Annotated in this window: 21 protein-coding genes and 1 riboswitch; of the genes, 2 read left to right on the top strand and 19 right to left on the bottom strand. The window is 37.4% G+C overall.

Features of this window, described 5'->3' with window-relative positions; all coding sequences use genetic code 11:
• Positions 1-135: 135 nt before the first annotated feature.
• Complete coding sequence (locus ACZIX2_RS05875) at positions 136-1,062, bottom strand: M28 family peptidase (protein WP_463339155.1); 927 nt, start codon at positions 1,060-1,062, stop codon at positions 136-138.
• 72 nt (positions 1,063-1,134) lie between these two features.
• The gene (locus ACZIX2_RS05870) at positions 1,135-2,385 is read right to left on the bottom strand and encodes a dicarboxylate/amino acid:cation symporter (RefSeq protein WP_463339154.1); all 1,251 of its coding nucleotides are present in this window, start codon (positions 2,383-2,385) and stop codon (positions 1,135-1,137) included.
• 193 nt (positions 2,386-2,578) lie between these two features.
• On the opposite strand from ACZIX2_RS05870, the gene gldA reads away from it, so the two are divergent.
• A complete protein-coding gene (gldA, locus tag ACZIX2_RS05865) occupies positions 2,579-3,475 on the top strand; it encodes a gliding motility-associated ABC transporter ATP-binding subunit GldA (protein WP_463339153.1) in 897 nt (298 codons plus the stop codon).
• Positions 3,476-3,537: 62 nt separating this feature from the next.
• Here gldA and ACZIX2_RS05860 read toward each other — a convergent pair whose 3' ends face one another.
• From ACZIX2_RS05860 to ACZIX2_RS05805, 12 genes are all read right to left on the bottom strand, one after another.
• Entirely contained in the window at positions 3,538-4,581 is a 1,044-nt protein-coding gene (locus ACZIX2_RS05860) for a glycosyltransferase family 9 protein (protein WP_463339152.1), read from the bottom strand.
• A 150-nt stretch (positions 4,582-4,731) separates the two neighbouring features.
• Complete coding sequence (gene metF, locus ACZIX2_RS05855) at positions 4,732-5,688, bottom strand: methylenetetrahydrofolate reductase [NAD(P)H] (RefSeq protein ID WP_463339151.1); 957 nt, start codon at positions 5,686-5,688, stop codon at positions 4,732-4,734.
• Between the two features lie 87 nt (positions 5,689-5,775).
• Entirely contained in the window at positions 5,776-8,451 is a 2,676-nt protein-coding gene (metH, locus tag ACZIX2_RS05850; RefSeq protein ID WP_463339150.1) for a methionine synthase, read from the bottom strand.
• A 250-nt stretch (positions 8,452-8,701) separates the two neighbouring features.
• Positions 8,702-9,886 carry a PDDEXK nuclease domain-containing protein gene (locus tag ACZIX2_RS05845; RefSeq protein ID WP_463339149.1) on the bottom strand — a complete coding sequence of 395 codons (1,185 nt, stop codon included), beginning with the start codon at positions 9,884-9,886 and terminating at the stop codon, positions 8,702-8,704.
• A 218-nt stretch (positions 9,887-10,104) separates the two neighbouring features.
• Positions 10,105-11,106 (bottom strand): homocysteine S-methyltransferase family protein, encoded by a 1,002-nt coding sequence (locus tag ACZIX2_RS05840; RefSeq protein ID WP_463339148.1) that lies wholly within the window; start codon positions 11,104-11,106, stop codon positions 10,105-10,107.
• A 280-nt stretch (positions 11,107-11,386) separates the two neighbouring features.
• Positions 11,387-11,494: riboswitch (SAM riboswitch) on the bottom strand.
• Between the two features lie 174 nt (positions 11,495-11,668).
• Positions 11,669-12,721, bottom strand: a complete 1,053-nt coding sequence (locus ACZIX2_RS05835; protein ID WP_463339147.1) for an NAD(P)/FAD-dependent oxidoreductase — start codon at positions 12,719-12,721, stop codon at positions 11,669-11,671.
• Between the two features lie 142 nt (positions 12,722-12,863).
• Positions 12,864-13,445 (bottom strand): precorrin-2 dehydrogenase/sirohydrochlorin ferrochelatase family protein, encoded by a 582-nt coding sequence (locus tag ACZIX2_RS05830; protein WP_463339146.1) that lies wholly within the window; start codon positions 13,443-13,445, stop codon positions 12,864-12,866.
• A gap of 183 nt (positions 13,446-13,628) precedes the next feature.
• Positions 13,629-14,450 carry a uroporphyrinogen-III C-methyltransferase gene (gene cobA, locus ACZIX2_RS05825; protein ID WP_463339145.1) on the bottom strand — a complete coding sequence of 274 codons (822 nt, stop codon included), beginning with the start codon at positions 14,448-14,450 and terminating at the stop codon, positions 13,629-13,631.
• An 11-nt stretch (positions 14,451-14,461) separates the two neighbouring features.
• Positions 14,462-16,552 carry a nitrite reductase gene (locus ACZIX2_RS05820; RefSeq protein ID WP_463339144.1) on the bottom strand — a complete coding sequence of 697 codons (2,091 nt, stop codon included), beginning with the start codon at positions 16,550-16,552 and terminating at the stop codon, positions 14,462-14,464.
• Positions 16,553-16,668: 116 nt separating this feature from the next.
• Complete coding sequence (locus tag ACZIX2_RS05815; protein WP_463339143.1) at positions 16,669-17,913, bottom strand: sulfate adenylyltransferase subunit 1; 1,245 nt, start codon at positions 17,911-17,913, stop codon at positions 16,669-16,671.
• An 89-nt stretch (positions 17,914-18,002) separates the two neighbouring features.
• Positions 18,003-18,902: a sulfate adenylyltransferase subunit CysD gene (cysD, locus tag ACZIX2_RS05810; RefSeq protein ID WP_159687674.1), complete on the bottom strand. Its 900-nt coding sequence runs from the start codon at positions 18,900-18,902 to the stop codon at positions 18,003-18,005.
• 117 nt (positions 18,903-19,019) lie between these two features.
• On the bottom strand, positions 19,020-19,721 hold the full coding sequence (locus ACZIX2_RS05805) for a phosphoadenylyl-sulfate reductase (RefSeq protein WP_463339142.1): 702 nt from the start codon (positions 19,719-19,721) through the stop codon (positions 19,020-19,022).
• A gap of 370 nt (positions 19,722-20,091) precedes the next feature.
• Between ACZIX2_RS05805 and ACZIX2_RS05800 the strand changes: the two genes are divergently transcribed.
• Positions 20,092-20,874, top strand: coding sequence for a sulfite exporter TauE/SafE family protein (locus ACZIX2_RS05800; protein WP_463339141.1), 783 nt, complete (start codon positions 20,092-20,094; stop codon positions 20,872-20,874).
• 120 nt (positions 20,875-20,994) lie between these two features.
• On the opposite strand, the gene ACZIX2_RS05795 is transcribed toward ACZIX2_RS05800, so the two are convergent.
• The 5 genes from ACZIX2_RS05795 to ACZIX2_RS05775 all read right to left on the bottom strand — a co-directional run bounded on the left by ACZIX2_RS05795 (position 20,995) and on the right by ACZIX2_RS05775 (position 24,926).
• Complete coding sequence (locus ACZIX2_RS05795) at positions 20,995-21,405, bottom strand: RrF2 family transcriptional regulator (protein WP_159687688.1); 411 nt, start codon at positions 21,403-21,405, stop codon at positions 20,995-20,997.
• A 153-nt stretch (positions 21,406-21,558) separates the two neighbouring features.
• Positions 21,559-22,731 carry a trans-sulfuration enzyme family protein gene (locus ACZIX2_RS05790; protein WP_463339140.1) on the bottom strand — a complete coding sequence of 391 codons (1,173 nt, stop codon included), beginning with the start codon at positions 22,729-22,731 and terminating at the stop codon, positions 21,559-21,561.
• Positions 22,732-22,855: 124 nt separating this feature from the next.
• Positions 22,856-23,281: an OsmC family protein gene (locus ACZIX2_RS05785; protein ID WP_463339139.1), complete on the bottom strand. Its 426-nt coding sequence runs from the start codon at positions 23,279-23,281 to the stop codon at positions 22,856-22,858.
• Positions 23,282-23,371: 90 nt separating this feature from the next.
• Entirely contained in the window at positions 23,372-24,460 is a 1,089-nt protein-coding gene (locus ACZIX2_RS05780; RefSeq protein WP_463339138.1) for a PDDEXK nuclease domain-containing protein, read from the bottom strand.
• Positions 24,461-24,569: 109 nt separating this feature from the next.
• Entirely contained in the window at positions 24,570-24,926 is a 357-nt protein-coding gene (locus tag ACZIX2_RS05775; RefSeq protein ID WP_463339137.1) for a hypothetical protein, read from the bottom strand.
• Between the last annotated feature and the right edge of the window lie 36 nt (positions 24,927-24,962).

Here is a 24,962-nt window from a genome sequence, read left to right as displayed (position 1 = left end):
AATAAAAATTACACTAATCGCTAACAAAAATGAATTTCTTTGCCAAATTAACTTTCAATTAACAATTACAAAAAAAAAGCATTAAATCAGGAAGGTTTTTTAACAATTTTATTGCAATAAAAGACTCGCTAATGATTATTTTTTCAATTTTGGTATTCGTGAAGGGGTATCTTTTCCACTAATTATAGTTTGTGAACTGATGGCAATCGACTTAATAATCTCGGTCATATTATCCATATCCAAAGTACTTATTTCGTCACTTAATTTATGATAATTTGGTTCGACATCCATTTTAGAGGTAGAAATGGTATGAGCAGGAACTCCCAAAGCCGCTAATCTTGCGTTATCTGAACGGTAAAATAATTGTTCCTCAGGATAAGGGTCTTGATAAAAATTGAATCCTGAACCCACTAAATTCTTTTGCAAAATAGTTCCAAAATCAGAGCGCTCGAATCCTGTAATGTAAGCAGAATTTTTGCCCCATTTACTATCGGTCCCAATCATTTCTATATTGAACATCGCTACCACTTCATCAGCATTGATAGAATTTGAGAAAAAAGCAGAACCGTAACCTCCCGTTTCTTCACCCGTAAATGCCACAAAAATAAGTGTTCGTGCGTTATCGTTTTTCTTTTTAAAATATTCAGCCAAAGTTATTACAGCTGTAATTCCAGAAGCGTCATCATTTGCGCCATTATAAATTTTATCGTCTCCCGAGGTTTTCATTCCTAAATGATCGTAATGCCCTGAGAAAATCACATATTCATTAGGTCTAGATATACCAGGTAGTATCCCTATAACGTTGTTAGCCTGCTTTCCTTCAATTAAAAAATCCTGACGATACGAGCTCAAATCTTTATAAAAAGACAATCCCATCTTTTTGAATTCATTTTCAATAAAAACTGAAGCTTTCTCGATACCAGGCGTAAACAACCCGCGTCCTTGCATAGCATCCGAAGCCAATTCAGTTTCGATTCGAGTCACTTCTTTGAGTTCAATATCATTTTGAGCTTGAGCAATAGAACTACACAACACCCATAATCCTAAAGCAATTTTTTTCATCCTTGACTATTTTTATTAAATGATGGAACGCCTATAATTACATCTCTACTTAATACGGCATTTCATCTCAGTTTATATTTTTTCTATCTGATTTACCAGCCAATCTTTACCTTCCACTACGCGGGTGGTCATCATTGCGGCAACAATATCTCCATTTGCATTCAATAACGTAGCGATTGGATCCACCAAAGTCCCAATAATCATAGCCGCAGGCAACGCTTGCTCCATTGGAAAACCATAAACAGTAATGGCCAAAATTTCTCCGATGTACCCTCCGTTAGGGATACCCCCTTCTACGACCGACACAATTACCGTAATACCAATCATGGAAAGTATCGTATAAGGGTCGGTAAAATCCTTTCCAAAAATGGCGAACATGACCACAATTTTCACAATCGAAGACATACTGGAACCGTCTTTGTGGATGGGGGCTCCTAAAGGAATTACCAGATTGCGAATATAGGCAGGGATTTTCATTTGTTCTGCCGCCTTCAAATTGGCTGGCATGGTAGCAATACTACTACAAGTGCCCAATGCCGTAAACGAAGCCGTTACATTATTTTTCCAAAAAGTGTGCACTGCCAATTTTCCTCCGGACATATAAGCATAAATAGAGAAAAAAATAGCAAAGTACAACACACAAACTCCATAATAGACAGCCAAAGGCTTGGCATAGGCTCCAAAAAGTTGCGGACCAAAAATCCCCACTTGATACGCAAAATAGGCTCCAAGACCAATAGGGGCTGCCTTCATGATTAAATTCAGCACTTCTTTCATCACTTCGTTTGAAGCATCCAAAAAACGGGCAAACTCTTTACCTTTTTCGCCTGCTCTCAAAGTTGCAAAACCTATTAATAAAGAGAAAAAGATAAGCGCCAACATGTTTTTACGAGAGAGAATTTCAAAAAAGTCATTTACGGTAAACAATAAGGCTATTGGCGATTCGCCACTAGAATGTGTCGAAGTATCGGGTTTGAGTTGAGAGGCAAAAGCAGAAGTATCTATAGGGAAAGCCATCATGGCAAAAACCATAATGATAGCCGAAACAACCACTGTAAACAAAAAGACCAAAAACACCACCCGAAATAATTTTCCTAACTTGTCTGATTTTTGCAAATTCGCGATGGCACTGGCAATAGTAAAAATCACTAACGGAATAATTGCTGTAAATAACAAATTTAAAAAAATGTCACCCAAAGGCTTGATAACCTCAACGTCTTTCCCAAAAACTAGTCCTGCTATGCTTCCTATTACAATACCAGTAATTAGTTTAAGGATACTACTGTAATTTTTTAAAAAACTGCTTGAATGATTGTATTCCATTGTTGTATTCTTTTTTGTAAATATATTGATTCTCCTTACAATACACTTTTTTTAGGTTAAAATTTTAAAATGTTTCTCATCAAAATCGCGTTATCTCCCGTAAAAATTGGTTTTGCACGAACTACTTTTAAATTCCAGAATGCTAAAAACAAATGGTTTTTCTGTTTACTTTTGCAACAAATAGTTTAGAGGTATGTCCATAGAAGTAAAAAACATTTCAAAAAGTTATGGTGCACAAAAAGCACTTGACGGTATTTCATTTTCCATAAAAAAAGGAGAAATCGTAGGTTTCTTAGGGCCAAATGGCGCAGGAAAATCAACGTTGATGAAAATATTGACCACCTATCTCACGGCAGATGAAGGCGAAGCTTTTGTCAATGAAAAATCTATTGACCAACAACCAAAAGAAGTTCAAAAAATCATTGGGTATTTACCCGAACACAATCCACTCTATTTGGATTTGTATGTTAGAGAATATTTAGCCTTTAATGCCGCGGTTTATCAAGTACCAAAAGACCGCATACAAGAAGTAATTGAATTGACGGGGCTAACTCCCGAAAGTCATAAAAAAATAGGACAACTCTCTAAAGGATATCGTCAGCGTGTGGGATTAGCCAATGCGCTGCTTCATCATCCCGAAGTCTTAATATTGGACGAACCTACCACAGGATTAGACCCCAATCAATTAGCAGAAATCCGAAATGTAATTAAAACTGTAGGCAAAGACAAAACCATCTTCCTTTCTACTCACATCATGCAAGAAGTAGAAGCAATCTGTGATCGTGTCATCATTATTGACAAAGGAAAAATTGTAGCGGATAAAAAACTCGAAGTTTTGATAGCTGCCGATAAACAACAAGTTATCGAAGTAGAATTTGATTTAAAAGTAACTGAAGACCAAATTAATGCCATTCCACATTTAAAATCATTCATCAAAAACAGTGATTATCTATGGGAACTGACTTTTTTATCGAGCCAAGATATGCGTCCAACCGTATTCGATTTCGCTCACGACAACGGATTAAAAACCCTACAACTCAACCAGAAAAACAAAAACTTAGAAGCAGTATTTAGGGAGATTACGAAATAGTGATTAGCCATTAGTGAATAGCAAAAAAAGCTAACGACCAATGGCTAATCACTATTCACTAATTACTTCAAACTATCTTTTATCGCTTGAATCCAATCTTCGATGGTAGTTTCATTGGTATCAATCGCAACACTTTTTGCTCCATAAGGCGCATATTTATCGGGTTTAGTAACCGAAAACAACCCAATTACAGGTATCTGAGCTGCTGAAGCCAAATGCATCATACCGCTATCGGCACCCACAAAAATTTCGGTGTTTTTGAAGAAAGCTGTAATCTCACGAATGTCTTTACTATAATAGGTTGGCGCTTTAAAATCGATTTGAGAGACATTTTCAACCGGCAACACTTCTAGCACGTTGTAATCTGGAAATTCTTTTAGGATACGATCGTAAAACACTCCCCACCAATCTTTGGAATAACATTTGGCCCCAGTAGCAAAAGTGAAAATACAGATTGTTTTTTTAGATGAGGGAACAATTGCGTCCAGAAGTGCTTTGCCTTTGGCTATTTCTTCAGGACTTAATTGCAAAAGCAAATTAGGAATTGGTGTGTTCGGCACTTTCATTCCTACCGAAGCAAGAAAATGACGCAAATCATACACAGGGTATTTTGCAATATGAGTATAGTCGGAGAATTGACTGGAAAGATCAGTTTCTAGCTCCCCAAAACATTTGAACTTTGCATTCACCAATTGAATAGATAAGCGTCCAGAGGAAGAATTTTTATCTGCATTGATGGCTAAATCATAGCTATTTGAATTGAGTTGCCACCACGCTTTTAAATAATTTCGCTTTTCATCAAAATGTTTTTTAGGTAACCGAATAATTTGATCAACACTAGAATAATTTTCAAAAACAATAGGACCTAGATTCCCTTTAATAAAAACATCAATTGTTGCCTTCGGAAAAAGGGTTTGTACTTCTTGTACCAATGGCGTAATCAATAATAAATTCCCTAAACGGTGATTAGGTCTCGAAATCAAAACGCTTTTTACTTCTGCTGGATTAATGATGCCTTGATTGGTTGAAGAAGATTTTCCGATACCACTAGTAAGTGATCTCATCATCGTTCTTCTTACTTGATTTATCTTTGCTTTAAGAGTCATTTAGGATTTTTTTATTGTTTTATTTGCAAATGTAAAACACTTGATCAAACATTGGGTATTATTATCGAAATAATACCTTTTACCATAAAAAAACTCGACAAACCAACGTTCATCGAGTTCATTACAATTGAAATAATACTAACTTTTATATTAAAAAACCTGACTAGCGATTTGTCTGATGTTTTCTGATTTCCCCATAGAATAATAATGTAAAACGGGAACACCAGCGGCTTTTAATTCAATAGATTGTTGGATTGCCCATTCGATTCCAACTTGGCGGATTTCGGCATTGTTTTTACATTTCTCAACCGCATCAATTAAATCCTCTGGCAAATCGATACGGAAAATTTGTGGCAGCACTTGCAAATGTCTTTCTACCGCAATAGGTTTTATCCCAGGAATAATCGGAACTGTAATGCCCATTTCTCTGGCTTTGGCAACGAATTCGAAATACTTTGCATTATCAAAAAACATTTGAGTCACGACATAATCCGCGCCTGCATCTACTTTTTCTTTAAGACGTTTCAAATCGGTTTGCAAAGAAGGTGCTTCCAAATGCTTCTCAGGATAACCCGCCACCCCAATACAGAAATCGGCTTTGTTATCAATGTCCATTACTTCGTGCAAATACTTCCCTTGGTTCAATTGATAAATTTGGCTTACTAAATCGGAAGCATATTTATTACCTCCTTTGGTGGGCACAAACGATTGCTCGTCTTTCATCGCATCACCACGCAAAGCCATCACATTATCAATACCTAAGTAATGACAATCCACCAACAAATATTCTGTTTCTTCTTTGGTAAAACCTCCACAAAGCACGTGCGGCACGGTATCCACGTTGTATTTATGTTTGATTGATGCGCAAATTCCCAAAGTTCCGGGACGCATTCTTGTCAACTTCTTTTCTAATAATCCATTCCCTTTATCAACGTAAATAAACTCCTCACGAGAAGTGGTCACATCAATAAATGGCGGTTTGAACTCCATCAACGGATCGATGTTGTCATATAATTCCTGAATGCTTTTGCCTTTTTGTGGCGGAATAATTTCAAAAGAAAACAAGGTTTCTCCTTTGGCGTTTTCTATATGTTGTGTTACTTTCATACTACAAGTTTATTGTTCATTGTTTGTTGTTGTTGTTAGTTCTGATTCCAAAACCATAAACTATAAACCAACAACTATAAACATTTTTTAATCAGCTATATTCGGATTCAACCATTTCATGGCTACATCTGTCGAAACATTTCTTCGTTTGGCGTAATCAATTACTTGGTCTTCTTTGATTTTTCCGAGTCCGAAATACTTACTTTCTGGATTCCCAAAATAGTACCCAGAAACGGATGAAGCGGGCCACATCGCCATACTCTCGGTCAAAGTCACACCAATTTCTTCTTCAACGTTCAATAATTTCCAAATCGTCGGTTTCTCTAAATGGTCTGGACAAGCTGGATAACCTGGTGCTGGTCGAATTCCTTTATACGATTCTTCAATCAAGTCTTCTTTACTCAACACCTCATCAGCAGCATAGCCCCAAATTTCTTTTCGGACTTTCTCGTGTAAATATTCGGCAAATGCTTCTGCAAAACGATCGGCCAACGCCTTCACCATAATTGAATTATAATCGTCTAATGCTGTCTCATACTCGGCCGCCCATTCATCGACACCAAAACCAGTGGTTACACAAAACGCTCCCATATAATCCACTTTACCACTTTCTTTTGGCGCAATAAAATCAGACAAAGCAATGTTTGGCGCACCTTTGGTTTTTTGAGCTTGTTGACGCAAAGTCAAGAATGTTTGCAATGGATTTCCTTTTTCATCTTTCAATTCGATATCATCATCATTGATTTGATTCGCAGGAAAAACTCCGTAAACGCCTTTTGCCGTTAACTTTTTCTCCTCCAAAATCACTTTCAACATCGCTTGTGCATCCGCAAAAACCGAAGTAGCTTGTTCACCCACTACTTCATCAGTTAAAATGGCTGGATACTTGCCGAATAATTCCCAAGTTCTGAAAAAAGGCGTCCAATCGATATAGGGTACCAAAGTCTCCAAATCCAATTCTACAATTTGTTTGCCAATTACTTTTGGTTGTACTGGTGTAAAATTATCCCAATCCAATTGCAATTTGTTTTTTCTAGCATCCTCGATAGACAAGAAATTTTTATCTCGTGAACGATTCAAGAATGTTTTTCTAAAGGCATCGTATTCTGCACGAATATCCGCTGCATATATTTTACGATTATGGTCCAATAAATTCCCCGCTACAGTTACCGCTCTCGAAGCATCGTTGACGTGAATTACCGTTTCTCTGTATTGAGGCGCAATTTTCACCGCGGTATGCGCACGCGAAGTAGTCGCTCCACCAATCATTACAGGGATTTTCATATTGCGTTTGTCCAGCTCTTTCGCCAAATACACCATTTCGTCCAAAGACGGCGTAATCAAACCGCTCAAACCAATAATATCCACTTCGTGCTCAATAGCTGCAGCAATAATTTTTTCTGGAGGCACCATCACACCCAAATCGACAATCTCATAATTATTACAAGCCAATACTACAGAAACAATATTTTTTCCAATATCGTGCACGTCCCCTTTTACAGTAGCCATCAGGATTTTTCCGTTCCCAGATTTGTCTCCAACTTGCTTGGCGGCTTCAATGAAAGGTAAAAGATAAGCCACTGCTTTTTTCATCACACGTGCCGATTTTACCACTTGTGGCAAAAACATTTTACCCGAACCAAACAAATCGCCCACGACATTCATTCCTGCCATCAAGTTGATTTCGATTACTTCGATTGGTTTTTCGGCGGCCAAGCGTGCTTCTTCTACATCAATTTCTATAAAAGCATCCACTCCTTTTACCAAAGAGTGCGTGATTCTTTCCTGTACGGTTCCATTACGCCATTCTTGTATTACCGCTTCATTTGTTTTAGAACCGTCTCCTTTTACATTCTCGGCAAAATCCAACAAACGCTCTGTAGCATCATCGCGTCTGTCCAAAATCACATCTTCAACGTATTCTAATAAATCTTTTGGAATCTCATCGTAAATCGACAACATTTCTGGGTTTACAATTCCCATCGTCATTCCGTTTTGAATCGCGTGGTACAAGAAAACCGAGTGCATCGCCTCTCTCACCACATCATTTCCTCTAAACGAAAACGACACATTACTCACCCCGCCACTAATATGGGCGTGGGGTAAATTTTCGCGAACCCATTTGGTTCCTCTAAAGAAATCCAAGGCATTCAAGCGGTGTTCTTCCATTCCTGTAGCCACAGGAAAAATATTCAAATCGAAGATAATATCTTGTGGTGGAAATCCAATTCCCAACAAAATATCATACGAACGCTGGCAAATTTCGATACGCCTTTCGTAATTATCGGCTTGACCCACTTCGTCAAAAGCCATCACAATCACCGCCGCACCATAACGTTTGATTAAGTTCGCGTGATGAATGAATCGCTCCTCACCTTCTTTCAAAGAAATCGAATTCACGACACATTTCCCTTGCACCACTTTCAAACCCGCCTCAATGATTTCCCACTTCGAGCTGTCAATCATAATCGGCACACGCGAAATATCCGGTTCAGCTGCAATCAAATTCAAGAATTTGGTCATAGCATATTCGCCATCCAACATCCCTTCATCCATATTGATATCAATAATTTGTGCGCCACCTTCTACTTGTTGGCGCGCAATATCCAGCGCCTCATCATATTTCTCTTCCTTTATCAATCGAAGAAATTTTCGCGAACCCGTTACATTGGTTCGTTCCCCCACATTCACAAAAACGCTTTCCGGCGTGATGATTAAAGGTTCCAATCCTGATAATACTAGGTTTCTTCTTTTTTCTGCCATTTCTTTATTTTGAGTTACTCAGTGGCTAAGTTGCTCAGCTACTAGTGATTTTCTATTCTTTATTTTATCTCCAGCTCGTCTTCAAAACTAAACTGGGTTTTCTATTTTATTTTGGGCGTGTCCCAAGGGCCGGGCTATCCGTTCCCGCTTTTTTTCTTGATAAAAAAATCAAGAAAAAAGAGCTCCACTACTATCCCTCACGCAAAAGTGCTAAACGACAACTATCTTTTTCATCCATTTTTTTTCTTCATTACAACAAGGATTTCAACGTTTCCGTATCTGGCAGAATATTTTTATAAGCTTCTGGCAAATCATTATATGTTTTATACGTTACTACTCCCATCGGTTTTGAGGTGTCTCGGAATGCAAATTCTACTATTTTATTGTTCTTTTCTTTGCAAAGAATAATTCCAATAGACGGATTTTCGTGTGGCTGTTTGACCATTTCATCCAATGCCGAAAGATAAAGATTCATTTTACCAACATATTCCGCTTTAAACTTCCCCTTTTTTAATTCAATAGCAACCAAACTCTGAATTTTTCGGTTAAAAAACAGCAAGTCTATAAAATACTCTTCGTCCTCAATAAGCAATCGGTGCTGATTCCCAATAAAACTAAATTCAGTCCCCAAAGCCATTATGAATTTTTTGATATTCTGCACAATGGCATTTTCCAAAATACGTTCGTTTGGTTCTTCATCAGCATCTTCAATATTGATAAAATCCAACAACATTTCATCTTTAAAAGCCATCAATGCTTTTTGCCTAAAAGCATTTTCAGATAAAGTGCTTTGAAAATTATGCGCCAATTTTCCTTGTCGTTGATACAAATCCGACTTTAAATGGTGTTTTAAAGTTTCAAAACTCCAAAACTCGGTTGCCACTTTTTGGATATAAAAAACACGCTCTTCCGTAACTTCCGCTCCTCGAATTATAAGACGATGCTGCGTAAATGGAACTTTCAAAAACAACTCTATCCATTCATTTTCTAATTCAGCAGTTGGCAACTGCTGAATTAGAAAACTATCATTCAAATCGCCAGTTGCCAACTGACGATTTTGGTTTTTCAATTCGGTAGACGGCAACTGCCGATTTAACTCTTCTTCCGAAAATTGAAAAAGAGGTTCTTTTTTATCTATCAAAAAGGGCTGCATAAATTCCCATTCTTCATAAAAAATACGCATATTTCTAATGTTCGTAGCCGAAAAACCTCTCAATCCGTGAAGCTCTTGTTGCAACAAACTCGAAATACTATCAATTGCACCTTTTCCCCAATTTTTGTTTCGGCTATGAAAGGACACATATTGACCAATGCTAAAATACAATTTCAACAATTCTTTATTGGCAAGCGCAGCAGCTTCATAACGACTTTTTAAAATTGCCGTTTTTATTTGCTTTACCGCCAATACATAATTATTATCTCCTTGTATTTCCATTTATTACCCTCTATTAATTTCAACGGAATGAATTTTGTTCCTACATCCAACGGATTAAAATCCGTTGCTATAAAATGAGTCGTTCCTATGGAACTTATGCTGCTAGTGCGAGCGGGACAACTAAATTTACTCTGTCCTCCTGCAAGGTTTACAAAACCTTGTAGGTCTATTAAATTAAATACCTACAAGGTTAAAAAAAACCTTGCAGGAACAATATTTTACATCACCGCAGTCGAAACCCTCGGCTTATACTCCTTAGCGATATCCGCAATTAATTTGATATGCTCTGGAGTGGTGCCGCAGCAGCCTCCTATGATGTTGATTAAATTATCTTCTAAATAAGAACGAATTTGCGCTTGCATTTCCTCAGGCGTTTCGTCGTATTCTCCAAAGGCATTCGGTAATCCTGCATTAGGATGGGCCGAAATATTGAAAGAAGTGTTATGCGACAAAGTTTGCAAATACGGCTTGAGCAAATCGGCACCCAAAGCGCAATTGAATCCTACACTCAACAACGGAATGTGCGAAACCGAAATCAAGAAAGCCTCAACCGTTTGCCCAGAAAGGGTTCTTCCTGAAGCATCGGTGATGGTTCCAGAAACCATAATAGGCACATCAATATTGCGTTCTTCTTTGACTTCTTCGATGGCAAAAAGTGCGGCTTTGGCATTCAAGGTGTCGAAAATGGTTTCTACCAAAAGAATATCACAACCACCGTCCAACAAGGCTTCGACTTGTTGCTTGTAAGCGATACGTAAATCATCAAAAGTTACGGCACGGTATCCTGGGTCATTCACATCAGGTGACATACTCGCGGTTCTGTTCGTGGGTCCAATAGAACCCGCTACAAAACGCGGTTGGTCTGGATTTTTGGCGGTGAATTCATCGGCTACTTCACGGGCTAGTTTAGCGGATTCGTAGTTGAGTTCGTATACCAAATCCTCCAAATGATAGTCGGCCATACCGATAGTGGTTCCTGAGAAGGTGTTGGTTTCTACGATATCGGCTCCTGCCTCAAAATAGGCGGCGTGCACGGCTTTGATGGCCTGTGGTTGCGTGAGGGACAATAAATCATTGTTTCCTTTTAACGGATGCGGAAAATCTTTGAATCGTTCGCCACGAAAATCTTCTTCGGAGAAATTGTAGCGTTGCAACATTGTTCCCATTGCTCCGTCGAGCACGAGAATTCTTTTTTTAATTTCTTCTTGTATTGTTGACATACTTTTATTTACCGCTAAGACGCTAAGGCGCAAAGCTTTTTTTATTTATATTTTCTGTTACGCCTCTGCTTGAGGGAATACATTTCTTTTTGTTTCTAAATAAGCCTATTGCTAACTCTTTAGCCCCGATAGCAACGACATCCTTTTATGCTGGGGTTCAGCATAAAAGATATAGTGGATAGCGGGAACGTTGATGGCAAAAAAGCCCCAATGATGCGCTCATTCAATTATTAAAAATGTATCGGGAAAGGGGTTTGAAAAAATACGAGACTGTATTTTGTTGTTATCTATCCGCGCTATGCTTGGTAGAATGTAGCACCTTCTTTAAAAAAGTAAAGGGTTGCTAAGGGTTCATCGGGTCTTTTCCCTCCGCCTTTCGTGATAACTTTCAATAAAAATAGGAACGCTGCAAAGTAACGACATAGCTCCGATACTTGCAAGTGTTTTTTTTAAAGATTCTGAGTAGCCAAGTGGCTAAGTTTCTAAGCGAAAAAAGGTTCTGAATGACTAAGCTTTTATTGAACTTAGCCTCTCAGAACCTTGATGAATCAGCAACTTTTTTTTACACAATAGCTTTCACTACTGCTTTTGGCGCTTCTTTACGAGTACCGTCGAAGCCGTCTACACCTGAAACGGTGGTGTATTTCATCACATATTTTTTACCTGGATTGATAATTTGGTAAGCCGCTTGACACATTAATGTGGCTTCGTGGAATCCGCAAAGAATCAATTTTAGTTTGCCTGGATAGGTGTTTACGTCACCAATGGCGAAAATCCCAGGAATGTTGGTTTGATAATCTAAAGCATTGTTTACTTTGATGGCGTTTTTTTCGATTTCTAATCCCCAATTGGCAATAGGGCCTAATTTGGGTGTCAATCCGAAAAGAGGAATAAAATAATCGCATTCTATTTTTCGGTGCGCTCCTTCGATGTCTACATCTACTGATTCCAAACGCTCTGCACCATTCAATCCAACCACTTCTCCTGGCGTAATCATTTTGATTTTTCCAGCAGATTTCAATTCTTGTACTTTCTCCACCGAATCTAATGCGCCGCGGAATTCGTTGCGACGGTGAATCAAAGTTACCTCTGACGCTACATTCGACAAGAAAATACTCCAGTCTAAAGCAGAATCTCCACCACCAGCAATCACCACTCTCTTGTCACGGAATTTTTCTGGATTCTTGATAAAGTATTTGATTCCCTTGTCTTCGTAAAACTCGATGTCTTCGATTAAAGGTTTTCTAGGTTCAAAACTTCCTAATCCTCCTGCAATAGCAATAACTGGAGCATGGAATTTTTTCCCTTTGTTAGAAGTTACAATGAAAGTCCCATCTTCTTGTTTTTCGATGGTTTCTGCACGTTCTCCAAGGGTAAATCCTGGCTCGAATTGCTTGATTTGTTCCATTAAATTATCTACCAAATCTCCAGCTAATACTTCTGGAAATCCTGGAATATCATAAATAGGTTTTTTAGGATACAATTCGGCCAATTGTCCGCCTGGCTGTGGCAAGGCATCCAAAATATGACATTTTAATTTTAATAATCCCGCTTCGAAAACCGCAAAAAGCCCTGTGGGTCCTGCTCCTATTATTAATATATCTGTTTTAACCATTTTTTTTTATTTATACTTATTACTTCTTTTTTTTCTAAAACTGCTCAAATAAACAATTAATTCGTTTGAGGATTTGTGATAATTATCACTTGGGTATTTTTTTATTGTGATGAAGAACAGGTCACGACCTGTCCCTACGGTATTATTTATTATTTTTTAATACCTCGGTGATTTCATTCATACGTTGCACCTTTTCTTCAAAATTACCTTTCAACGTTTTGCGATATTCATTCAGGTTTTCAACCATTGTATTCACATCTTCTGGAATGACCTCTTCAAAAAATTCACGCAATCGTTTGGCAGTTGTCGGTGATTTTCCATTGGTTGAAATGGCGATTTTCACATTGCCTTTGGTCACAATTCCGCCCAAATAATAATCGCATAAATCGGGTGTATCGGCAATATTACAAAGCAAATAACGCTTTCTGGACAAATCATACACGCGCTTGTTTACCTTTAAATCATCCGTGCAAGCAATCACCAAATGGCGTTTTTTGAGCATCTTCTTTTTGAACTTCGCCTGAGTCAATTGTACGGAAGGATGTTTTTCGGCCAAGGCTTCCAACTCGGGAAGAAACCGTGTTGCCACCACTTCAACATTTGCATTTGGGCTTGATTTCAACATAAAAGATAACTTTTCTAAACCCACATTTCCGCCACCTACAATCAATACATTGAATTGATGTAGTTTTAAAAATACGGGATATAATTCGTTTCTTTCCATAAGCCTCACCCCCAGCCCCTCTCCAAAGGAAAGGGGAGTAGAGTCGTTTTAAATTATTATTTTATTGTATCAAAATCAAAGGTTACACAATTTCTTTTGAAATAAATTCCTCGTAAAATCCTTTTAATTTCATCGGGTTAAAACCCGACGCTATTCAAGTATTAGTTCCTTCGGAACTTTTATTTATCGAATTTCATTCGAAATGAATTCCTCGTAAAAACCTTTTAATTTATTGCTTTCTTTTACCACTTCGCCAATTACAATGATGGCTGGATTACTCAAATTATGCGTTGCTACAACAGCTTCTATAGTTTCAATAGTTCCTACTCCAATTCTTTCTTGTGGAGTTGTTCCGTTTTGAATGATGGCAATCGGTGTTTCGCCTTTGCCTTCGTTTTGAAACAATGCGACAATTTGCGACAATTTACTCATTCCCATTAAAATCACCACCGTAGCGGTTGATTGGGCCGCCAACCGAACATCAGTAGATAATTTTCTATCCGAAGTCGTTCCCGTAATTACCCAAAAACTTTCGGATACTCCACGTTTTGTCAAAGAAATCCCTTGATAAGCAGGAACTGCAATTGATGATGAAATCCCCGGAACGACAAAGGTAGGAATTCCAAAGCTTTCAACGTGCTCAATTTCTTCACTTCCACGTCCAAAAATAAAAGGATCTCCACCTTTTAATCGAACAACGTGACCATAAGTCAAGGCATTATCAACAATTAATTGATTGATTTGCTCTTGGGAATAAGCATGACTTCCTTTGCGTTTGCCTACAAATATTTTTATGGATGACTTCGGTGCAAAATCCAACAACTCCTCATTGGCCAAAGCATCATACAAAACGACATCCGCTTCGGCCAAAGCTTTTACTCCTTTGATGGTTAACAAATCTGGATCACCAGGACCTGCACCTACTAAGGTTACTTTTGGAGCCCCACTTCTCCCCTCATTAATAGGGAAGGAGGAAGAACTATTACCTGTTATTTTATAGCTCATACGATTCCGTTTTATTCTTGTGATAGCTCTACTGCTCTGTAGGCTTCAACCGTATTAAAAAATGCAATTGCATTGGCAATGTATGCTTTGGCAAAAGTTTCAGAAGGTTCGTTTTCTCTGATTTGATAAACCAATTCTTTAAAAGAACTAGCTAATTGAATTTTATTCGTTTCTACAAAAACAGTGTCAAACAAATCGATGATTCCAGCGTGATGATTTGTTTTTTGGTTTTCGGCCAATAACAAGGCTTTAGCTCCATTCACTAATCCTGCGTAGGCCAAGTAAATCGCATCCGACCATTTGTTATCGTTGTAAGCTTCTTGAGCAAAACCTATTTTTTCTTTCGCTTCAAACAACAAGGTTGCAACCAAATCGATTACTACTCCCGCACATTCACCTACTCCGACTGCTTTTACATAATTATCGGCGTTGCCCCAATCTACAAAATCAGCTTCGGTCAAATTGGTCACATCGGCTAAGGGTTTCATAAATTCATAGAAATATTTCTCGCCTTTAGCATCGTAATAGTTCAAAAATGACTGACCGTTGGAATTGGCTTCAAAATCATTTAAAATCAATCGTAAGGCTTCTGGACCACGACGGCTCGGGATTTTGATTACTTTATCCGAAAAACGTCCTTGTCCGTTTCCTAAATTTCCACCACCTAACAATACTTGTAAAGCTGGTGCCACCAATTTACCCGCATTGATAGACATTCCTTGGAAACCAATTTCGGCCATATTGTGTTGGCCACAAGCATTCATACAACCACTAATTTTGATTGTAATCTCGTTTGAATTGGCATAGTGAGGATATTCTGTCGCCAACACTCTTTCTAATTCTACTGCAATTCCAGTACTACTTGCGATTCCTAAATTACACGTATCGGTTCCAGGACAAGCGGTAATATCAGCGGTGCTATTGTATCCTAAAGCAACAAAATCTAATTTGGCCAATTCTTGGTAGAAGAAAGGCAAATCTTCTTCCTTAATATGACGAATTAAAATATCTTGACGCAACGTAAAACGCAATTCGTTGGTTGCATAATTTTTGATTAAATCGGCCAATTGTCGAGCTTTATCAATATAAAAATCGCCAAGCGCTACTTTAATTCCGATAGCCACATAACCCGCTTGTTTTTGCGGAATAACATTGGCTTTTTTCCAAGCTTCAAATGCTGCCGTATCTTCAATCGTAACTTTTGGCGCCTTGAGCAATGGTTCTGGAATTGCCTTTTCGAAAGGAGTAGTATCAATTTCAACTACTTGATGCGATAAGGCTTTTTTCTCTTCTTCCACCAAACGTAAAAACTCCTCTTTTCCGATTTCCTTGATCAAGAATTTCATACGTGCTTTTAATCGCTTGGCTCTTTCGCCGTGACGGTCAAAAATTCTCAAAATTCCTTCCGTGGTGGGAATGATTTGATTGGCTGGAATGAATTCAGACAATAATTCGGCGTGACTAGGTTGAGATCCTAAACCGCCTCCAAACAATACTTTAAATCCTTTTTGACCATTGACAATCTTTGGAATAAACCCTAAATCGTGCAAATAGCTCAAAGCGGTATCTTTATCAGAAGAAGAAAAAGACATTTTGAATTTACGTCCCATTTCCTGACACACTGGATTTCTCAAGAAAAATTCGAATAGTGCGTGTGCATATGGAGACACATCGAAAGGTTCGTCTGGGTCGATACCCGCAGTTTCACTTGCCGTAATATTTCTAACCGTATTCCCACAAGCTTCTCTAAGCGTAACATCATCTTTCTCTAGCTCAGCCCAAAGTTGTGGTGTTCTGTCTAAACTCACATAGTGAATTTGAATATCCTGACGTGTAGTGATGTGCAGGCGTCCCGTAGAATATTCTTCGGACACTTTACAGATACGGTGCAATTGTTCGCTGGTCACTTTACCAAAAGGCAGTTTGATACGAATCATTTGTACGCCTTCTTGACGCTGTCCGTATACACCACGTGCTAAACGCAAGCTACGAAAACGCTCCTCGTCGATTTTTCCATCGCGGAATAAAGCAATTTTTCTTTCTAAATCGATAATGTCCTTTTGAACAATCGGATTCTCTATTTCGGTTCTAAAACTTTCCATAAGCCCCACCCCAGCCCTCCCCAAAAGGGAGGGAGCCGAGTCTAGTATTTAGTTAATAATTTTTTAATTCTATCGTTATTCCCACTAATTCCCCCTTTGGGGGTTAGGATGCTTGCCTATTTTATAAATCCAACGCCAGCTGTCGTGTTTGTTGCAGGGTCAATCAAAATAAAAGCACCATTTGATTTGTTATCTGTGTAACTATCAAAATAGATTGGTTTACTTAATTTGATGGTTACTTCACCAATTTCATTTATAGCCAATTGACTTGCTGGAGTTACCCCTGAATAATCAGTAGCGATTACATTTTTCACACTGTCAATCTTGGCTAAAACTCGGTTGGTATTATGCTGTACTAAATATTTGGCACCACCTACTAATTTTTTGCTGTCCATCCAGCAAATGGTTGTGGTGATTTCTTTTTCTATTTTAGGCAATTCGCTAGATTTTACAATCATATCACCGCGAGTCACATTGATGTCATTTTCCAATTCGATTGTGATAGAGGAACCAGCAATGGCTTCATCGTATTGCTTATCGAAAAAGTGAATGTTGGTTACTTTTGATTCTGTCAAAGAAGGCAAAACGGTTACCGCATCGCCCACTTTAATGGAATTCCCATATAATTTCCCAGCATATCCTCTAAAGTCGTGGTACTCCTCTGTTTTTGGACGAATAACGGTTTGCACTGGAAAACGTGTAATTCCATTTTCATAAATATCATTAGTCTCCAAAGACTCCAAATGTTCCAAAACGGTTTGCCCAGTGTACCAAGGCATATGTTTTGATTTTTGAGCCACATTCCCACCATTGATGGCACTTAGCGGAATATAACTTACATTTTGTTCCTTGTATGCGCTTTTCGCGTTCAAGGCTTGAAAGTCAGCTTTAATTTTATTGAAAACTTCTTCCGAATACTCCACCAAATCCATTTTGTTGATGGCCACAATTACGTCTTTTACACGCAGTAAATTATTGATGAAAAAGTGACGGTAGGTTTGCTCAATTACTCCTTTTCGAGCATCAATCAAAATGATAGATACTTGCGAAGTCGAAGCGCCTGTTACCATATTACGAGTATATTCTACGTGACCGGGTGTATCGGCAATGATGTAACTTTTTTTGGCAGTAGAAAAATAAATATGCGCTACATCTATTGTAATTCCTTGCTCTCTCTCGGCCACCAAACCATCGGTCGCCAAAGAAAAATCTAAGTAATCGTATCCTTTTTGCTTGCTGCTTTTTTCTATTGCTTCAATTTTATCAGTCGTCAAGGATTGTGTATCGTACAATAATCTTCCGATTAACGTACTTTTTCCGTCGTCTACACTTCCTGCTGTTGCTATTTTTAAAACTTCCATTCTTGTTTTGTTTATTGTTTGTTGTTTATTGTTTGTTGTTTAGAGTAAAAGGACATTTCCATAAACTATAAACGAAAAACCATAAACTCTTAAAAGTATCCTTGTTGTTTTCTTTTTTCCATAGCGGCTTCCGAACGTTTGTCATCGATTCTGGCGCCTCTTTCAGAAATGGTAGAAGAACGAATTTCACCAACTACTTCAGCAATAGTGGCTGCATACGACTCTACTGCGGCAGTACAACTCATATCACCAACGGTTCTGAAGCGAACAATTCGTTCTTCGATTTGTTCGTCTTCTTCTTGGTACACATAAGGAGAGTGTGACCATATCAAACCGTCTCTCAAAAAAACTTTTCTTTTGTGTGAAAAATAAATCGACGGAATTTCGATTTGCTCTTGTTCGATATAACTCCACACATCCAATTCGGTCCAGTTTGAAATTGGAAAAACACGTACGTTTTGACCATTTTCGATTTTACCATTCAACAAATCAAACAATTCAGGACGTTGATTTTTTTCATCCCATTGACCAAAATCATCACGTACCGAGAAAATACGCTCTTTGGCTCTGGCTTTTTCCTCGTCTCTACGAGCTCCACCAATACAAGCATCAAATTTGAATTCTTCGATAGCATCCAAAAGTGTAGTAGTTTGCAATGTATTTCTACTCGAATATTTTCCTGTTTCTTCCACCACTTTACCTTCATCTATGGCATCTTGTACATTTCGAACGATTAATTCTAATCCTAATTCGGCCACCAATTTATCTCTAAACTCGATGGTTTCTGGAAAATTATGTCCGGTATCTACGTGCAACAACGGAAAAGGAATTTTGGCTGGAAAAAAGGCTTTTTGTGCCAAACGCACCAAGGTAATCGAATCTTTCCCGCCCGAAAAAAGCAAAACAGGTCGATCAAATTGAGCAATTACTTCTCTGAATATATAAATAGCTTCGCTTTCTAAAGCATTTGTTTTTAATACTGAACTCATTATTTCTAGTTTAAGAGTTTAAAGTTTAAAGTGTAAGGTTGTTGTAACCTCGACTAAAATCTTACCACTAATATTGTTTTTTCTATTCTCTTTATTCTATTTTCTGAAATCTGCCTTCTATTTTTGATGTAAGCCACATTCTTTGTGACTGGATTCCCAAGACCATCTTCCGGCTCTGATGTCTTCTCCCTCGACGATGGCTCTCGTACAAGGCGCACAACCGATGCTCACAAAACCTTTTTTGTGCAATGCGTTTTGAGGTACATTATTGGCATCAATATAGTCTTGAACTTCTTTTAAACTCCATTTCAACAAAGGATTGAATTTGATGATATCAAAATGAGCATCGTATTCAAAAAGAGCTAAATCGCTTCTATTCTCAGACTGCTCCGCTCGCAATCCTGTAATCCAAATTTGATTCTCTGACAATGCTTTTTTTAATGGCACCACTTTTCGGATAAAACAGCATTCTTTTCTGTTTTCTACCGATTCATAAAAACTGTTTGGCCCTTTGGTGTTCAACAAATTCTCTACTTGACTCGTTTCTGGATAGAAAGTCTGAATATTTACTTTGTATTTCTTTAGCGTCTTATGAAAAACATCATAAGTTTCTTGAAACAATCTTCCGGTATCTAGTGTGAATATTTTTATCGGCAACTCATTTGTGGCAATCAAAGCGGTTATGACCTGGTCTTCTTGCCCAAAAGAAGTCGAGAAAACCACTTTTTCTGGAAAATCATTAGCCAAAACAGCTAAAGTTTCCTCAATGGAAAGGTTTTCGGTTTTCTTGATTAATTCTTGTACTTTTAAAGTGCTCATATTTTTTTATTTAAAATCTATTGCCCTATCGGCTTTGTAGATTATTATGCAAAAGTACTATTATTTTCTAAAACACAAAATTTATTTTAAAGAAACTAAAGCTGAGTTTTTTTTATCAAAAAATCCAGTAAATTAAGCAATTAAAAAATTATAGAGTAATAAAAAGAAAAAAAGTAAACTAAAAAAGATACTTCTAGAATAGCCCTAGAGTAGCGGCATCCTTTGTTGCTTGGGTTCATCAACAAAGATATAGCGAATCACTAGAAGAGACGTGATAAAAAAAGAGAAAATTGGTACTAAAAAAATTAATTCTACTTATTCGATAGGATTATTATAAAATTCTTTTACATTTGCAAAAAAAAATATTTCAATGGATTTTCATATTGGTTTTGTTATAGCAGGTTTAGTAGTAGGTTTTGTGGTCGGAATGACTGGTGTTGGTGGTGGGTCATTGATGACTCCTATTTTGTTATGGTTCGGTATTCCTCCCACTACAGCGGTTGGTACTGATTTACTGTATGCGGCTTTTACCAAAATGGGTGGAATATTTGTTCACAATAAAAAAAGTAATATCAACTGGACCATTGTGGGTTGGCTTTCGTTAGGAAGTGTACCTGCCGCTGCTGTAACCTTGTGGATTTTGGAAAGCTTTAAGGCAGATATTACGGGACTGAATAGCATCATCAAATACAGTCTAGGCTGGGCGCTATTGTTCACCTCAATTGCGATAATTTTCAAAAAGAAATTATTGGTATTTTCACAAAAACATGCAGGAGATAAATTTCATAGTGAAAGTAAAACCCAAAATTTACTGACGGTCGCTATTGGAATATTATTGGGAGCTACTGTTACGCTTACTTCTATCGGAGCTGGAGCTTTAGGTACTGTAACTTTATTTTTTTTGTACCCTCTTTTACCCACACCTAAATTAGTTGGTACTGAAATTGCTCATGCCGTTCCATTAACACTTGTGGCTGGCTTTGGTCACGCATCGATGGGTAATATGGATTGGCCATTACTAGGTCAATTACTTATGGGTTCACTTCCTGGTATCTACATCGGCAGTATGCTCAGTGGAAAAGTTCCAGACTTGTTACTTAGAAATTCAATCGCAATGATGTTGTTTTTTGTAGGATATAAATTGATTTTTTAATTCTCTCACACCACTAAATAAACTTTCTAAAACCGAAACGGTAACTGAAAGTAAACCAAAGAACCGCAAATTCGCAAATTTTAAAACCTAGTTAAAATTTGTGAATTTGCGGTTAATTTTTTAAAAAGCAATGTCTGCCAAGGTATTGTTCTCCAGAATCATTAAGGTATTGTCACGCACTTCCATCATCAGTTTACGAACGGCGCAAGTGGCTTCGTCGTTGCAGTCATCGCAAGGCTCATAGAAATTATGACTGGCACAAGGCAATAAGGCAATTGGTCCTTCGAGTATGCGATAGACCTTGGCCATATTGATGTCTTTGGGTTCTTTAATCAAATAATAGCCGCCACCTTTACCTTTTTTGGCTCCCAAAAAACCTGAATGACGCAAGAGTAATAAAATGCTTTCCAAAAACTTCAAAGAAATATGTTCCGCCTTGGCAATTTCGGCAATTTGCACAGGTGTATTGTCCTTTTGACGTGCCAAAAAAGTAAGCGCTTTGATTCCGTATTTCGTTTTTTTTGAAAGCATAATGCATTTGGGTTGAAGTGTAGCGATTGAAGCTTTTACCTACAACAATCATTACCTTATTATAATAACAAAAATATACTTTTTAACAATATAAACACAAAACCCACGGGTGAAACCGTGGGTCATTGTATATGAATCAATAATTAAAACTTTTTATGCTAAAGCCTGATTCAAATCGGCAATCACATCTTCTACGGTTTCTAATCCTACGGAAATACGCACCAAACCATCGGTGATGCTCACCGCCAAACGCTCTTCTACAGATAATTTACTATGTGTAGTAGAAGCTGGATGCGTTACAATAGTTCTTGTATCACCCAAATTAGGCGATAACGAACATAATTTTATTTTATCCAAAAAGGCTCTTCCTGCTTCAAGACCGCCTTTGATTTCGAAGGCTACAATGTTACCACCCAATTTCATTTGCTTTTGGGCAATTTCGTATTGGGGATGCGATTTCAAGAAAGGGTATTTCACTTTATTAACTTGGGGATGATTTTCTAAAAACTCGGCTACTTTCAATGCGTTTTCACAATGTCTGTCTACACGAACCGCGAGAGTTTCTAAACTTTTAGACAAAACCCAAGCATTAAATGGCGACAAAGAAGGTCCCGTCAAACGAGAAAAAAGATAAATATCTTTAATCAAATCCGATCTTCCAACGGTTATCCCTCCTAATACTCTGCCTTGTCCATCGATTAATTTGGTAGCTGAATGTATCACTAAATCCGCTCCCCATTTAATAGGTTGCTGAATGTATGGCGTAGCAAAACAGTTATCGATAATCAAAATCAAATTGTGCTTTTTGGCAATTGTCCCCAATACTTCCAAATCAATAATATCGATGGCTGGATTCGTTGGAGATTCTGCATAAAGAATCTTGGTGTTGGGTTGAATACAACTCTCAATAGTCTCAGGTTGATTAATATCGAAATACGTTGTTTGGATATTCCACTTTGGGAAATAATTCATAAACAAAGAATGCGATGCCCCAAAAATACTGCTTGAGGAAACGATATGATCGCCCGACTTCAACAAAGCTGCAAACGTAGAATAGATGGCCGCCATTCCTGAGGCAAAAGCATAACCCGACTCAGCGCCTTCCATTTTGCAAATTTTATCAATAAACTCAATGGTGTTGGGGTTGCTGTAGCGACTGTACACATTGCGTTCTTTTTCTTCTGCAAATGAAGCTCTCATATCTTCGGCATCCTCAAATACAAAACTTGACGTTAAGTATAAAGGCACCGAATGCTCTAAATATTGTGTTCGTTCTATCTGATCGCGAATGGCTTGGGTTTCAAAACCAAAATCTTGTTCGTTCATTTATTTTTTTGTTTTTAACACGAATTGCACGAATTTGCACAAATTCTTATTGTTTTAAATTTCAAAAACAAACTGACAAATCTGTGTAAATCTGTGCAATCTGTGTTTTTTTTGCTTGAATAATTTATAATTCCTCTCCGTTCAAAACCACTTTGTAGTGAATGGTTGCGGTGGGTTCTAAAGTTTTGGAAACAGAACAGTATTTCTCAAAAGAAAGTTGTGCTGCACGAGCCGCTTTCTCAGGAACAATTTCACCTTCCAAATAAAACACTACGTGAATATCCTTGAAGGGTTTGGCTTCGCCCACTTGTACGCGTTCTCCTTCTACCTCAGCTTTGAAAGAGATTATTTCTTGACGCTGTTTCTTCAAAATTGAAATCATATCGATGCCACTACAACCTGCCACTCCCATCAATACTAATTCCATTGGACTTGGTCCCATATCATTTCCACCAAATTCAGGACGCGCATCTACATTTACTAGATGACCTCTGTCATTTTTTAACTCGAAATGGAAATTTTCGTTTACTCTGTTTAATGTTACTTTCATAATAAGCCCCTCCCTAACCCTCCCCAAAAGGGAGGGAGTATAAGACTGGAGGTAAGTCTTTTTTAAATTATAAAATTATTCTTCCAATACTTAAACATCAAGTCTTTTTAATTCTTGCTCAATTTCTTCAATCGTAGGTAAACTACTTTTAAGGTTGTCTGGCAAATTTTCCGTTAACTTTAATTCGCTTATTCCGATAGGTTTGTTTATGTCTCGTAAAGCAAATTCAGCTTCTAAATTACTTTTATCCTTACAAAGCAAAATACCAATAGTTGGGTTATCATCATCTTGCTTGACCAAACTATCCACAGCCGACAAATAAAAATTCAATTTTCCTGCAAACTCGGGTATAAACTTGGTGTTTTTTAATTCAACCACAATATAACATTTGAGGCGAGTATGGTAAAAGAGCAAATCGATATAGTAATCATTCTCGGCAATAACCAAATGATATTGCTGTCCGACAAATGCAAATCCTTTACCTAACTCAAGTAAAAACTTAGTGATATGTTCTACCAATTGACTTTCAATATCTCGCTCTCTATATTTAGAATCTAATGTAAGAAAATCAAAAACATAAGGATCCTTTAGTGTTTGAATTGCCAAATCCGAAAAAGGCTCTGGCAAGGTGTTTTTGAAATTAGTTATCGATTTACCCTGTCTTTCATACAACTTTGATTTTATTTGAAGGTCTAAAATATCTCTACTCCAATTATTTTCAATGGTTTGTTGGATATAAAAAACCGCTTCATTTGTATCCTTTGATTTCGTAAAAATAAGGATATTATGCCCCCAAGGCACTTGAATTAGCAGTTGTTGCGTTTTGTTTAATAACTGAATGCTTGCCTTTTGCAACTCAAGACTAGCTTGTTGTTCCAATAGTGCAACAGCTTGTTGCACTAAATCGGGAGCGTAAAATTTATAAAATTGCTTGCAATTAAATAAGTTTCTTCTTGAAAGTCCTTTCATCTCTGGAAAATCTTCTTTCAAGTCTTGCGCTACCTTTTCAATCAATTTACTACCCCAAACAATTTCCTTTTCACTAATTGATTTTCCCAATTCCCAATAAAAAGCTATCAGCTCGCTATTTACAGCAATTGCCGCTTTAATTTGCGAAGAACGAATTTTGCTTTTCAGTTCAACAATCCAATTTTTATAGTCTTTGTTTGTTAGTTCCATAATAAGCCCCTCCCCAACCCTTTCGCCGCGGCGAAAGGGAGTATTGACTGGAGGTAAGTCGTCGTTTTAAATTAGTACTATATAAAACTAAAAATCTCTTTTATAACCATTAAAGAAAAAACAAAAATGGCACTAACAATATAATCCAAACAAGGGCATTAAAAAACCCAACTTTATACAAACTCTTATCCATTGACCAAAAAGCATCTTCACTATTTTTGTTATGAATCAAATAAAACAATTGATTTAATCCTAAATAAGACAATTGTGAAATAAAAGGAACGAACAAAGAATTAATCGCTGTTGATTTCATAAACCCTAAAATAAAACATATTAACGCAATAATAAAAAGCAATAAATTTATTAGCAAGATAGTTTTGAACCATTTCTTATCTTCTAGTTTTGTTTTATCGAACAAAAAGATAATAGAAACATTTAAACCAATAACAATAAAAAATAAATTCATACTTAATTCAATCTTGTTTCTTTAATCTATAATCTG

The sequence above is a fragment of the Flavobacterium riviphilum genome (genome assembly GCF_055231795.1).
The sequence above is the reverse complement of the archived record's forward strand: the minus strand, read 5'-3'. Positions and strand labels throughout refer to the sequence as shown.